Here is a 13,448-nt window from a genome sequence, read left to right as displayed (position 1 = left end):
ATAAAAGCGCCTTGATATTGAAAAAAATACCATCACTGGATTGTACGTAAGTTTGTTTTCAAAACACTTGCTATTCCAAAACCCTTATCCAAACCTGAGGTTACTTAGTATTCAGAAGCAAGTGGCATGACCATTTTTATTTTTAATGGATGCCATTATTGGTTCGTTTCTGTTTTTCTCAAAGCAGCATAAGTGTGCACATTTAAAGGGGGGCTATTAAAGTGATGTATTGTGTCATAGGCAGAGGGGCTAATAATTTTATTCGTGCCCGTTATATTGTTATTTAGTGAAAATCTGCCACCTGAATTCATTGTTAGAATTTAGGTGGCGCTTTGCAACTAGATTAAATTGAAATGGCAATTTCATATCCATCAGTACCCACATAAAGCACTGTTTCTGATTTATTTATGCACATTTGAACTTCATGATTACCTCTGTCAGGTAAATCATTATGGCCTAGGGTGTTACCATTATGATCTAATTGATAGACATGACCGCTAGACCCACAGAAAAGGAATTTATCAGTTAGAAGCAAGTTGACTTCATTATCACCTGTATTTGGTAAAGAAGTTTGCCACTTGGTTTCCATTGTAAGTGTTTCAATCGCAATCGCATACCCATCAGTGCCTGCATAGAGTGTTTTCTCGTCATCAGACAATACTAAGTTCACCGCGTGATTTCCTCTGTCAGGTAATGTATTTGTATTTTCTATTGTTCCGCCATCGATGGTTAATTTAAATACCCGCCCTTGACCCGCGGCATATACGTATCTATTCGCTACAACGGAGCTAATAACATTATCACCAGTTTTTGGTAAGGAAGTTTGCCACATTGTTTTTAAAGCTGTCATTGTAAAAACCTTTTTAAGTAGTTTAGTTATTGTTTTTTGCTAAATACTTCTATGATGTATTAACAAGTACAATTTGAAGGAACACAGACTAAAGAATTTACGCGTACTTAAATTCAAAAGAATGCAAATGTAACTTCCAGCCAGTCGTTAGAAGTTGTGCACAGGTTATTGGAGGTTGATTGTAAAAAACATTACATCAACATTACATCATCACTCTGCAAACAGAAGCGGTACTAATAATCAGGTATTTAAAACAGTGATTTGACAATGCTATTTATCTCACATTACTTATTTTTTATTTATCACCTATCTTTAAATTCAGCTTGACATATGGGGGGGGATCTTCATGGCGATAGCACGTAAAAAGTAAGTTGGTGGTCACTATTAAGTGGACTTCCCAGCTTTCAGCAAATCATGCCGACCTTTACCGTTACGCATAAATTTATGGCTAGAATTATGGTCAGCGTCAGGACTTATATGCTGTAAAAAATCACGAAAATACACTTTCATTTAAACTAAACAGACGACTGCAATGGCTTTTCAACTTAGATTCACTATAAAAATATAATTTCCCCCTTGAACTTGAAAAACTCCCCCCCATATCCTTTTGCATAATATTTAGTATCAATTTGGTTAGACGGAGAGAACGATGACCACAGCTCAAAAAGAAACATTAGGCTTTCAAACAGAAGTAAAACAATTATTAAACCTAATGATCCATTCTTTGTACTCGAATAAAGAAATCTTCTTACGTGAACTTGTATCTAACGCATCAGATGCAGCAGATAAACTGCGCTTTTTAGCTCTGTCTGATGGTAGCCTTTATGATGGTGATGCAGATTTACGCGTACGTGTCAGTGTTGATAAAGACGCGAATACCGTGACTATTTCTGATAACGGTATTGGTATGACACGTGAAGAAGTGATCAGCTCATTAGGGACGATTGCTAAATCTGGTACGGCTGAATTCTTTAGTAACTTAACGGGTGATCAAGCACAAGATTCACAGCTAATTGGTCAATTTGGTGTTGGTTTTTACTCTGCATTCATCGTTGCAGATGCTGTAACTGTAACTACGCGTAAAGCGGGTGAAAGCACAGCTGTTGAATGGCATTCACAAGGTGAAGGCGATTACACGCTTGCTGAAGTTGAAAAAGAAGGTCGTGGTACTGAAATCGTGCTGCATTTACGTGAAGACGAAGGTGAGTTCTTAGACGACTTCAGGCTACGCGGTATTGTGACTAAATACTCTGACCATATTTCTATTCCTGTTGAAATGTTCAAAGCACCAGTACCTGAGTCAGAAGGTCCAGACGGTGAAAAAATTGAAGCAGTTCCGGGTGAGTGGGAAGCTATTAACCGTGCCACAGCGCTTTGGTCTCGTGATAAATCAGAGATCAGTGAAGAAGAATACAAAGAATTTTACAAGCACGTTGGTCATGACTGGGAAGAGCCACTAACATGGGCACATAACAAGGTTGAAGGTAAAACAGAATACACAAGCTTATTGTATATTCCTAAAAAAGCGCCGTTCGACATGTTCAACCGTGACCGTCAAACGGGCTTAAAGCTTTATGTACAACGCGTTTTCATTATGGATGACGCTGAGCAGTTCATGCCAAGCTACCTACGTTTTGTTAAAGGTTTACTTGATTCAAACGATTTGCCTCTGAATATTTCTCGTGAAATCTTACAAGATAACAAGATCACACAAGCAATTCGTAAAGGCTGCACATCTCGCGTACTTAAAATGCTTGACCGTATGGGCAAAAACAAGCCTGAAGAGTATCAAACATTCTGGAATGAATTTGGTCAAGTGATCAAAGAAGGTCCAGCAGAAGATTCAGCCAACAAAGAAGCCATTGCTAAGTTATTGCGCTTTAGCTCTACGCACACTGACGAAGCAACACAGAACGTGTCGTTAGAGCAGTATGTTGAGCGTATGAAGGAAGGCCAAGATAAGATTTATTATGTTGTTGCTGATAGCTTTGAAGCAGCTAAGAGCTCTCCACATCTAGAAATCTTCCGTAAGAAAGGCATCGAAGTATTATTGTTGTCTGACCGTGTTGATGAGTGGATGATGAGCCACCTAACTGAGCTTGATGAGAAGCAACTACAATCAATCACTCGTGGTGACTTAGACTTAGGTGAGTTAGACGACGAAGAAGCGAAGAAAGCACAAGAAGAGAGCGAAAAAGAAGTTGAAGGCTTAGTTGAGCGCATTAAAGAAGTGCTGGGTGATAAAGTGAAAGAAGTACGCTTTACGCATCGTTTGACTGATTCTCCAGCGTGTGTTGTTGCTGATGAGCACGACATGAGTTCTCAAATGCAAAAGCTAATGGAGTCTGTGGGTCAAGCAGCACCGGAATCAAAGCCAGTATTTGAACTGAACCCTGAGCACCAGCTTGTTAAACACCTAAATGTTGAGCAAGATGAAGACAAGTTTGTACAGTGGTCAGAAGTATTATTTGACCAAGCGTTACTTGCAGAGCGCGGTAGCTTAAAAGACCCAGCAGGGTTTGTGGCTCGTTTGAACAAACTCATGCTTGATTTAAGCAAATAAGCATTTAAATTGAGTTAGAAAAGGGGGCTTTATGCCCCTTTTTTTTATCTATAACGAATTAACCTTAGCAATTAGTATAAGTTGCTTGAGAAACACCGGCGCTTATGAAAAAATTCAACCAAATTTAAATAAACTCCGATACGAGGAACATATTATGCGCATTATCCTTTTGGGCGCACCGGGTGCAGGTAAAGGCACTCAAGCACAATTCTTAATGGAAAAGCACGGCATTCCACAGATCTCTACTGGTGACATGCTGCGCGCTGCTATCAAAGAAAGCACGCCTTTAGGCCTTGAAGCGAAAAAAGTGATGGATGCAGGTCAGCTAGTATCTGATGAAATCATCATTGGCCTTGTAAAAGAGCGTATTGCTAAAGCCGATTGTGCAAAAGGATTCTTACTGGATGGTTTCCCTCGTACAATTCCACAAGCAGATGCAATGAAAGACAATGGCATTAGCATTGACCACGTTATTGAGTTCGATGTAGCTGATGACATCATTGTTGAGCGCATGGGCGGACGTCGTGTACACCCTGGTTCTGGTCGTGTTTATCATGTTGTTTATAACCCTGCAAAGGTTGAAGGCAAAGATGACGTGACAGGCGAAGACTTAATCATTCGTCCTGATGATGTTGAAGAAACAGTTAAAAAGCGCCTTGGTATTTACCATGAGCAAACTAAGCCATTGGTAAGCTACTACCAAGCGGAAGCTGACTCAGGTAACACGCAATACCATAAATTAGATGGTACTCAGGCAGTTGAAGCTGTCAGCGGTCAACTTGCAGAGCTTTTAGGCTAATTGCTTGATTGATGCTTAAATTAAGAAAAAACCGCCTGTTGGCGGTTTTTTTATAGTGCTTTTAATTGTTCAATGACTTGTGTGTAATCAGGTTCAGAGGCAAGGTTTTTGACTAATTGCTTATAAACAATTTTATGATTTTTATCTAGAATTAAAACCGCTCGGCTGAGTAATCCCATATCTTTTATGTATAAACCGTAGTTCTCGCCAAAATTACGCCACACTGAGTCTGATAGTGTCGTGACTTTATCTATATTTTCTTGCTTACAAAAACGTTTTTGTGCGAAGGGTAAATCAGCACTAATTGTTAACATTTTTACGTCTTTATAGGTATTTGCGACTTGTTCATTAAAGTGTTTCGTCTGTAGGCTACAAATGCCAGTATCTAAACTTGGTACAACACTTATTAATACCGCTTGCCCGTTAAAATCAGATAGGCTCACAGGTACAAATGCCTCATCAACTACTTTAAAGTTAGGAGCTTGTTGACCTTCAGTAACCCCTTTACCTAAAAGGGTTACAGGTTTGTCTTGTGCATGAACTTTGCCTGAGTCAATCGTATTCTCTGGTAAATCGTAAGCAAAGGCGCTCATGGCGATGAGGCTTGTAGCAATAATGGAGACTTTCAGCATAAAGTATTCCTTTTCGAGTTATCTTAATTGGCGTCAGTGTATTATACTGTAAAACGCTAACAAAGTATTACCGGATAAGCACGTTGTAAATCGTTAGGTATTTTATTAACATTAGCCGTAAAATTGAGCCACTAAAAACAGTATAATAACCACTATTGTCTCAATTGAGTGACTATTGAGATCAACTCGAGCAAAGAGAGCTTTTATGTCAACATTAGTTTTAATATGTGATGACTCTAAATTAGCGCGCCGACAATTGGCCCGTTCGTTGCCTGAGGATTGGGATATTAAGGTTGAATTTGCTGAACACGGATTAGATTGCATTGAAAAAATCAAACAGTGTTCACCAGAGATTTTATTCTTAGATTTAAATATGCCACACATGGATGGGTATGGTGTATTACAAGAAATTCAAAGCCAAGATTTAAACGTTTTAACGGTTGTAGTATCGGGTGATATTCAGCCAAATGCACATCAGCGCGTTATTGAGTTGGGTGCGATCGACTTTATTCGTAAACCCTGTGATGCAGCAAAGCTTGCTGAAATAATAGAGCATCACGGGATCAGAGATCGCGCAATACGTGAGAGCTTGGTTCATAAGCTCGGTGAACAACTCGACCCAGAAATTAGAGATATTTACCAAGAATTGACCAATGTTGCAATGGGGCAGGCCGGTGACTTATTAGCTCGATTGCTTAATGTGTTTGTTGAGTTACCCATACCCAATGTCAATGTGCTTGAAGTGAGTGAATTACACATGGCTTTGCAAGCAATAGATGCTAGCGCGAGTACCTCGGGTGTGTGCCAAGGGTTTATAGGCGGCGGGGTATCGGGCGAAGCATTGTTATTATTGAATGATTCTAGCTTCAAAGAAGTAGCCTCACTCATGAATTATCACGGGGAACTTAACGAGAAAGTTGAGCTTGAACTGTTGATGGACATTAGTAACATCTTAATAGGGTCTATTCTAACTGGGTTGTCACGACAACTCGACATGCCATTTAGCCAAGGACACCCAGTTGTGCTGGGGCAGCACTGTGATGTGTCTGAACTGGTAAAAGCCAATAAATCTAGATGGCAGCGCACGCTTGCTATAGAAATTAGCTATGGAATAGAAAACCACAACATCAATTGTGACTTAATGCTGTTATTTACCGAGGACTCATTGAAGACCTTAAAGTATAAAGTCGAATACTTATTAGAAGATTAAAACTATGCCTGCTGCTGATTTTGACATGAATGAAATCCATTGGTTAATGGATATGTTTAATACGGTTGATGTTGGTTTAGTCGTATTAGACAGAGACTACAAAGTGTGTATTTGGAATGGGTTTATGGAAAACCATTCTGGATTGTTGCCAAGCGCTGTAAAAGACAAAGATATCTTTGATTTGTTTCCGAGTATTGATGAGCAGTGGTTTAGAAGTAAAACAGAGTCGGTATTTGTATTAAAAAATCGCTCTTTTACTATTTGGGAACAACAGCCGTATATATTTAAATTTAAAAATTACCGCCCGATCACAGGAAAAGCTGATCATATGTATCAAAGCTCAACAATTATTCCTTTGAGTACGATCACGGGTGAGGTAGGGCATATTTGTATCATAATTTATGATGTTACCGATGAAGCAATGAACAAGCTAGAACTGGAACAAGCAAATCATAAGCTTGAACAAATGAGTCGCACTGATAGCTTGACCACATTGGCAAATCGCGGGTATTGGGAATCAACATTACGGAAAGAGTTTAAGCGGTTGCAACGTAGCCAAGGCATTTGTAGCTTGTTGATGTTTGATATCGATTACTTTAAGCGCGTAAATGATGCCTATGGTCATAGTGGTGGAGATGAAGCCATACGACATATTTCTGATCTATTGAAAAAAACCTTAAGAGAAACTGACACGGCAGGACGTTATGGTGGTGAGGAGTTTGTGGTCACTTTAGTGGATACAGATGTTGAAGGTGCGCAAATATTTGCGGAGCGCTTAAGAAGTTTAATAGAAAAGTCATCTATTTTCTATGATAACAAACAAATACAAATTACCGTGAGTGTCGGGTTTGCAACCTATACCAGTGACTTTAAAAAGCATGAAGAGTGGATTGAAGCGGCAGATACCGCTTTATACCATTCAAAAGAAACAGGTAGAAATAAGGTGACTGGATACAGCATTGAGATGAAAAAGTAACCATCGTTTTTTGACAATATATTGATACCAATAAAAAAGCCCTATCAAGAGGGCTTTTTTATTGGTTTTTAACGGATACAAGGGCTGAGCAACTACTTTAATGTTTAAGCCGATGCTTCTTTATTTTCAATCGGGCATTGACCAATAACCGTTTTTGTTCCGTCAGCATCTAATTGCTCTAGCTTCACTGAAAACCCCCACAGCCGATACAAATGCTTCAGAACCTCTTTTTTTGACTCTGCCAGAGGTATGTCATTTTGTGGTACATATCGCAATGTTAGAGATCTATCGCCTCTGACATCTACATCGTAGACCTGTATATTGGGTTCGTGATTACTTAAATTATATTGAGCAGATAATGAAGAGCGCACATACTGATAGCCTTCATCATTATGAATGGCACCAACTTCTAAATGCGGTGACTTTTGCTGATCAACAATTGTAAATAGTTTAAAATCACGAATGAGCTTGGGAGATAAAAACTGGCTGACAAAACTTTCGTCTTTGAAGTTTTCCATGGCAAAGTGCAGTGTGTCTAACCAATCTTTTCCCGCGAATTCAGGAAACCATTGTTTGTCTTCATCTGTTGGGTTTTCACAAATACGACGAATATCCACCATCATGTTAAACCCCAGCGCATATGGATTAATGCCTGAATAGAACTTGCTATTATAGGGAGGCTGATAAACAACATTCGTATGACTTTGCAAAAACTCGAGCATAAATGCATCACTGACTTTTCCTTCATCATACAAGTGGTTAAGAATGGTGTAATGCCAAAAAGTAGCCCACCCCTCATTCATGACTTGAGTTTGACGTTGCGGGTAAAAGTACTGAGACACTTTGCGAACAATTCGAATGACTTCTCGTTGCCATGACTCAAGCAGAGGCGCATTTTTCTCAATAAAATACAGTATGTTTTCTTGAGGCTCACTAGGAAAGCGGATCCGCTTCACTTTTTCTTCATGTGCGTTAACCGGAATGGTGCGCCAAAGTTCATTGACTTGCGATTGTAGATAATCTTCCCGTTCTTTTTGTCTTTTTTGCTCTTCGTACAGAGAGATTTGTTGCGGTCTTTTATATCGATCTACTCCGTAATTCATCAATGCGTGACATGAGTCGAGTAAGTTTTCAACCTCGTCAATGCCATATTTTTGTTCGCATTCTGCAATGTAATTTTTGGCAAATAATAAGTAGTCGATGATAGAAGGCGCATCAGTCCAGGTTTTGAATAGATAGTTTCCTTTGAAAAACGAGTTGTGCCCATAACAAGCATGTGCCATAACCAGTGCTTGCATTGGTAAGGTATTCTCTTCCATAAGATAGGCAATACACGGGTCTGAATTAATCACTATTTCATACGCCAAGCCCATTTGGCCGCGTTTATAATTTTGCTCAGTTTGAATAAATTTTTTGCCATACGACCAATGGCTGTAGCCAATCGGCATACCAACGCTTGAATACGCATCCATCATCTGTTCAGCAGTGATCACCTCAATTTGGTTAGGATATGTGTCCAATCGATAGTGTTCTGCAACTCGCGCTATTTCGGCCTGATACTCCGCTAACATCTCGAATGTCCAATCAGGTCCGTCATTCATAGGGTTATAACTCATATAGTTCCCTCCTATAAAGGCTAAGCAGCGCCTTGTTGTTGACGATTCTTTTTAAATAGTTCTCTGAATATGGGGTAAATATCTTCAACGCTTTTAATATGTTGCATTGCAAAATTATCAAAAGAATTTTCAATTGCTTGATACTCTCGCCATAAACTTTGGTGTGCTCGGGTGGTAATTTCTATATAGGCATAATAGCGCACCGTTTTAAGCAAGTGATTGGTCATAATATCGGTGCAGTGGGGCGAGTCATCAGCCCAATTGTCACCATCGGATGCTTGTGCCGCATATATGTTCCAATCACCTTGCGAATAGCGATCTTTTACGATTTCGTCCATCAACTTAAGTGCACTAGATACAATGGTTCCACCCGTTTCCTGAGAGTAAAAGAACTCTTGCTCATCGACTTCTTTTGCTTGTGTATGATGGCGAATATAGACAACTTCGATATCTTTATATGTACGGGTTAAAAATTGATACAACAAAATATAAAAACGCTTTGCCATATCTTTAGTACCTTGATCCATAGAACCAGATACATCCATTAAACAAAACATCACGGCTTTACTTGTTGGATGCGGTTTTTTCTCATAATTTCTAAAACGCAAATCATAATTATCGATAAAAGGTACTGCGGCGATTTTACGTTTTAAATCGTCAATTTCTAATTCTAATTTGGATATTTGATGTTGTGGCGGCACTGGCTCATTCAGCAAATCTGCCAATTCAGTTTCAGCCTCTTTGAGCCTGCGGCGTTTACCTGCCGACATAGCCACTCGTCTTGCGAGTGAGCCTTGTAAAGAACGCACAATATCTAAATTGCTTGGCATGCCGTCATTACAAAACCCAGCCCGATGGGTTTTCATTTGTACAAGCTTGTCTAACTGACTTTGCTGTAAATTAGGAAGCTCTAAGTCTTCAAATAATAAATCAAGGTATTCGTCTTTCGATATCGAGAATACGAAGTCGTCTTGACCTTCGCCTTGATCACTTGCTTCTCCTTCACCAGCACCTCCACCTTGACCCGACGGGGGACGTTGTATTTTGTCGCCCGTTGTAAATTGGTCATTACCAGGGTGGATCATTTCTCGATCCCCCCCTTTACCTTGGTGAAAAGCGGGTTCACTCATATCTTTTTGCGGAATTGAAATACTTTCACCGCTACTCACATCGGTCACGCTTCTCTTATTAATTGCATCTGAAACAGCTTCTTTTATCTGTTTCTTATAACGCCTAATAAAGCGTTGCCGGTTAAGCGTGCTTTTATTTTTCCCGTTCAGGCGACGGTCTATAAAATGCGCCATAAATCACCCTCTCAGTCGAATTAATCTTATTGTGACTTTCTCACTCTTAGATACCATTCAGAGAGTAGTCTAACTTGCTTTTGGGTATACCCTTTTTCTACCATGCGATTGACGAAATCTTCGTGTTTCTTTTGATCTTCAGCAGAGGTTTTTGCATTAAATGAAATAACGGGTAACAAATCTTCAGTATTGGAAAACATTTTCTTTTCGATTACAGTGCGCAGTTTTTCATAACTGGTCCAAACTGGATTACTGCCATTATGATGTGCTCGTGCTCTTAAGACGAAATTAACAATTTCATTTCGGAAATCTTTCGGATTTGAAATGCCCGCTGGCTTTTCTATTTTTTCCAGCTCAGCGTTTAATGCCGAGCGGTCGAACAGCTGGCCTGTATCTGGGTCTCTATACTCTTGATCTTGAATCCAAAAATCGGCATAAGTGACATAGCGGTCGAAAATATTTTGGCCGTACTCAGAATATGACTCTAAATAGGCAGTTTGTAGTTCTTTACCAATAAATTCAACATACTGTGGTATTAGATAACCTTTTAAGTGACTTAAATAACGTTCTTGAATTTCGGCGTTAAATTGTTCACGTTCAATTTGTTGTTCAAGTACATAAAATAGGTGAACTGGATTGGCAGCAACTTCTGCATGATCAAAGTTAAATACACGAGATAATATTTTAAATGCGAAGCGAGTCGATAGCCCATTCATGCCTTCATCGACACCTGCATAGTCTCTATATTCTTGATAAGACTTTGCTTTAGGATCGGTATCTTTGAGACTTTCACCGTCGTACACTCGCATCTTCGAATAGATACTCGAGTTTTCCGGCTCTTTTACACGTGATAAAGAAACAAATTTTGCTAATGTTTCGAGTGTACCTGGCGCGCATGGCGCAGAGGCAAGTTCACTGTTTTCAATGAGCTTATCGTAGATCTTCACTTCTTCCGATACCCGTAAGCAGTAAGGCACTTTGACAATGTAAACACGATCTAAGAATGCTTCATTGTTTTTATTATTCTTAAATGTTTGCCATTCAGACTCATTGGAATGCGCTAAAATCATGCCATTGAATGGTAAAGCAGAAATACCTTCCGTGCCGTTGTAGTTGCCTTCTTGAGTGGCGGTAAGAAGTGGGTGTAGCACCTTAATGGGCGCTTTAAACATTTCTACGAATTCCATCAAACCTTGGTTTGCCAAGCATAGGGAGCCAGAATAGGCATATGCATCAGGGTCATTTTGTGCAAAGTGCTCTAATTTACGGATATCCACTTTACCTACGAGAGCTGAAATGTCTTGGTTGTTTTCATCACCAGGTTCTGTTTTAGCAATAGCAACCTGATCGAGTATGGACGGATAGCGTTTCACTACTTTGAATTGGCTAATATCCCCGTTGAATTCATGCAAACGTTTAGTTGCCCAAGGAGACATAACGGTCTTTAAATACCGAGGTTTGATGCCGTATTCTTTCGCGAGGAGCTCAGCATCCTCAACTGGGTTAAAGAGTGATAGCGGGTGGTCGTTAACCGGTGAGCCTTTGATAGCGTAAATTGGCACCTGTTGCATTAAATACTTTAACTTTTCAGCTATCGAAGATTTACCGCCGCCAACAGGGCCAAGCAAGTATAGAACTTGTTTACATTCTTCAAGGCCTTGAGCCGCATGCTTTAGGTACGCAACAATTTGCTCGATGGCATCTTCCATGCCATAAAACTCATTGAATGCTGGATAGCGAGCGATGACTCGATTAGAGAAAAGTCGACTGAGTCTAGCATCGTTTGAGGTGTCAATCATTTCAGGTTCACCAATGGCCATTAATAGGCGTTCTGGGGCACTGGCATAGGCTGATTTGTCGTTCTTACAGATCTCTAGGAATTCAGCGATACTGTATTCTTCTTCTTGAGCTGCTTCATATCTGGATTGGTAGTGTTCAAATATCGTCATAACGACCTCCAATAACCTGCTTAAATAAGGAAAGCTATTTAATCTTCAATGGGAAAGGTTACTTTTAAGTCTAGACGTGAAAATTAGAATTTGCCTAAAAATTCCAAACATTTAATGGAATAACATAATGGTATTCGCAAATGAAAAAAGGCGCTTACGCGCCTCTTTATTGCAAAAAAATAAACAGATTTTATTGCAAAGAATTATGCGAGGTTTGCGTTTGCAAATTCCCAGTTTACGAGTGCCCAAAAACCTTTAAGGTAATCAGGGCGTACGTTACGGAAGTCGATGTAGTAAGCGTGTTCCCAAAGGTCCACGGTTAAAATTGGTGTAACACCTGCTTCAGTTAACGGTGTAGCAGCGTTTGATGTGTTAACAATATCAAGTGAACCATCAGCTAATTGCACTAACCAAGTCCAGCTTGAGCCGAAGTTGTTAACAGCTTTATCATTAAACGCAGCCTGAAAATCTGCAAATGAGCCCCATTTTGCATTGATTAACTCAGCTACATTACCTGAAGGTTCGCCACCTGCATTTGGTGCAAGGCTGTTCCAATAGAACGTGTGGTTCCAGATCTGTGCTGCGTTATTAAATACGCCGCCTTCTGAATTGCATACAACTTCTTCTAATGATTTAGTTGCCAGTTCAGTGCCTTCAACAAGACCATTTAGTTTAACGACATAGGTGTTGTGGTGTTTGCCATGGTGAAACTCTAGTGTTTCTTTTGAAATGTGTGGCTCAAGTGCATCAATTGCATAAGGTAGTGACGGTAGTTCAAATGCCATTTTAATCTCCAATTGTTATTAAATGCCAAAATCGATACGAAACATAGCGCAGTTGAGTGCACTTTTCTATACGAGTTGGCTTTATAGTGATACTATAATTCCTGAGTATTTTACTCAAGTTTTGGCAAACAGCAATGGCGTTGCCTTATACTTATTTAGGAATCTAGCCCAGTCGATGTATTTTTATACAATTGCGCATCGGTAGGGTTTAAGCTATCGTCATTTTTGAGGTTAAAGATGGAAACCATTGATAAAATTAAAGAGCAAATTTCAGAAAACCCAATCCTTCTATATATGAAGGGATCACCGAAGTTACCAAATTGTGGTTTTTCATCACAAGCTTCACAAGCACTTATGGGATGCGGTGAGCAATTTGCTTATGTTGATATTCTTCTTAACCCAGACATTCGTGCTGAGTTACCACACTATGCAAATTGGCCGACTTTCCCGCAGTTATGGGTCGAAGGTGAGCTAATTGGTGGTTGTGACATTATTATTGAAATGTTCCAGCGTGGGGAGTTGCAACCTCTTATCCAAGAAACAGCGGCAAAATATAAAACACCAGAAGCAGACACTGCTGAATAACCAAGAGTGTTTGTACAGAAAAAACCGAGCCATGAGCTCGGTTTTTTTATTTTTAACATTGGCACGAATGAAGCGTATTTATTGAGTGTTGTATGTTATACCAAGTATTCACATATTCTTATCTGCATAATATTCATATTTTCTATTAATTATCTATCACAGTTATGATTGGGTGAATA

At 39.6% G+C, this 13,448-nt stretch carries 11 protein-coding genes; 5 read left to right on the top strand and 6 right to left on the bottom strand.

From position 1 onward, the window contains the following. Positions 1–343: 343 nt before the first annotated feature. Positions 344–850, bottom strand: coding sequence for a hypothetical protein (locus J8L97_RS04960; protein ID WP_211048098.1), 507 nt, complete (start codon positions 848–850; stop codon positions 344–346). A 649-nt stretch (positions 851–1,499) separates the two neighbouring features. Between J8L97_RS04960 and htpG the strand changes: the two genes are divergently transcribed. Both htpG and adk read left to right on the top strand, forming a co-directional pair. Then, positions 1,500–3,413, top strand: coding sequence for a molecular chaperone HtpG (htpG, locus tag J8L97_RS04955; protein WP_211048097.1), 1,914 nt, complete (start codon positions 1,500–1,502; stop codon positions 3,411–3,413). A gap of 154 nt (positions 3,414–3,567) precedes the next feature. After that, positions 3,568–4,212: an adenylate kinase gene (gene adk / locus J8L97_RS04950; RefSeq protein ID WP_192507915.1), complete on the top strand. Its 645-nt coding sequence runs from the start codon at positions 3,568–3,570 to the stop codon at positions 4,210–4,212. A gap of 50 nt (positions 4,213–4,262) precedes the next feature. On the opposite strand, the gene tpx is transcribed toward adk, so the two are convergent. Continuing rightward, on the bottom strand, positions 4,263–4,844 hold the full coding sequence (tpx, locus tag J8L97_RS04945; RefSeq protein WP_211048096.1) for a thiol peroxidase: 582 nt from the start codon (positions 4,842–4,844) through the stop codon (positions 4,263–4,265). A 205-nt stretch (positions 4,845–5,049) separates the two neighbouring features. On the opposite strand from tpx, the gene J8L97_RS04940 reads away from it, so the two are divergent. Together J8L97_RS04940 and J8L97_RS04935 are read left to right on the top strand one after the other, a co-directional pair. Beyond that, positions 5,050–6,054 carry a response regulator gene (locus tag J8L97_RS04940; protein WP_192507913.1) on the top strand — a complete coding sequence of 335 codons (1,005 nt, stop codon included), beginning with the start codon at positions 5,050–5,052 and terminating at the stop codon, positions 6,052–6,054. Between the two features lie 4 nt (positions 6,055–6,058). Beyond that, a complete protein-coding gene (locus tag J8L97_RS04935; RefSeq protein WP_192507912.1) occupies positions 6,059–7,030 on the top strand; it encodes a diguanylate cyclase in 972 nt (323 codons plus the stop codon). Positions 7,031–7,134: 104 nt separating this feature from the next. Here J8L97_RS04935 and J8L97_RS04930 read toward each other — a convergent pair whose 3' ends face one another. The 4 genes from J8L97_RS04930 to J8L97_RS04915 all read right to left on the bottom strand — a co-directional run bounded on the left by J8L97_RS04930 (position 7,135) and on the right by J8L97_RS04915 (position 12,684). Next, positions 7,135–8,646: a SpoVR family protein gene (locus tag J8L97_RS04930; RefSeq protein ID WP_192507911.1), complete on the bottom strand. Its 1,512-nt coding sequence runs from the start codon at positions 8,644–8,646 to the stop codon at positions 7,135–7,137. Positions 8,647–8,666: 20 nt separating this feature from the next. Then, complete coding sequence (locus J8L97_RS04925; protein ID WP_192507910.1) at positions 8,667–9,950, bottom strand: YeaH/YhbH family protein; 1,284 nt, start codon at positions 9,948–9,950, stop codon at positions 8,667–8,669. A gap of 26 nt (positions 9,951–9,976) precedes the next feature. Further along, positions 9,977–11,899: a PrkA family serine protein kinase gene (locus tag J8L97_RS04920; RefSeq protein WP_192507909.1), complete on the bottom strand. Its 1,923-nt coding sequence runs from the start codon at positions 11,897–11,899 to the stop codon at positions 9,977–9,979. Positions 11,900–12,102: 203 nt separating this feature from the next. Then, positions 12,103–12,684: a Fe-Mn family superoxide dismutase gene (locus J8L97_RS04915; RefSeq protein WP_192507908.1), complete on the bottom strand. Its 582-nt coding sequence runs from the start codon at positions 12,682–12,684 to the stop codon at positions 12,103–12,105. A 237-nt stretch (positions 12,685–12,921) separates the two neighbouring features. On the opposite strand from J8L97_RS04915, the gene J8L97_RS04910 reads away from it, so the two are divergent. Then, entirely contained in the window at positions 12,922–13,269 is a 348-nt protein-coding gene (locus tag J8L97_RS04910) for a Grx4 family monothiol glutaredoxin (protein WP_192507907.1), read from the top strand. Positions 13,270–13,448 lie beyond the last annotated feature (179 nt).

The organism is Pseudoalteromonas sp. MMG012 (genome assembly GCF_018100875.1).
Lineage (GTDB): Bacteria > Pseudomonadota > Gammaproteobacteria > Enterobacterales > Alteromonadaceae > Pseudoalteromonas > Pseudoalteromonas aurantia.
Note: the sequence above shows the minus strand (reverse complement) of the source record. Positions and strands in the feature narration are given on the sequence as shown.

Coding starts and splice junctions, on each gene's coding strand:
- J8L97_RS04960 (WP_211048098.1), bottom strand. CDS start 850: ATGACAGCTTTAAAAACAATGTGGCAAACTTCCTTACCAAAAACTGGT.
- htpG (WP_211048097.1), top strand. CDS start 1,500: ATGACCACAGCTCAAAAAGAAACATTAGGCTTTCAAACAGAAGTAAAA.
- adk (WP_192507915.1), top strand. CDS start 3,568: ATGCGCATTATCCTTTTGGGCGCACCGGGTGCAGGTAAAGGCACTCAA.
- tpx (WP_211048096.1), bottom strand. CDS start 4,844: ATGCTGAAAGTCTCCATTATTGCTACAAGCCTCATCGCCATGAGCGCC.
- J8L97_RS04940 (WP_192507913.1), top strand. CDS start 5,050: ATGTCAACATTAGTTTTAATATGTGATGACTCTAAATTAGCGCGCCGA.
- J8L97_RS04935 (WP_192507912.1), top strand. CDS start 6,059: ATGCCTGCTGCTGATTTTGACATGAATGAAATCCATTGGTTAATGGAT.
- J8L97_RS04930 (WP_192507911.1), bottom strand. CDS start 8,646: ATGAGTTATAACCCTATGAATGACGGACCTGATTGGACATTCGAGATG.
- J8L97_RS04925 (WP_192507910.1), bottom strand. CDS start 9,950: ATGGCGCATTTTATAGACCGTCGCCTGAACGGGAAAAATAAAAGCACG.
- J8L97_RS04920 (WP_192507909.1), bottom strand. CDS start 11,899: ATGACGATATTTGAACACTACCAATCCAGATATGAAGCAGCTCAAGAA.
- J8L97_RS04915 (WP_192507908.1), bottom strand. CDS start 12,684: ATGGCATTTGAACTACCGTCACTACCTTATGCAATTGATGCACTTGAG.
- J8L97_RS04910 (WP_192507907.1), top strand. CDS start 12,922: ATGGAAACCATTGATAAAATTAAAGAGCAAATTTCAGAAAACCCAATC.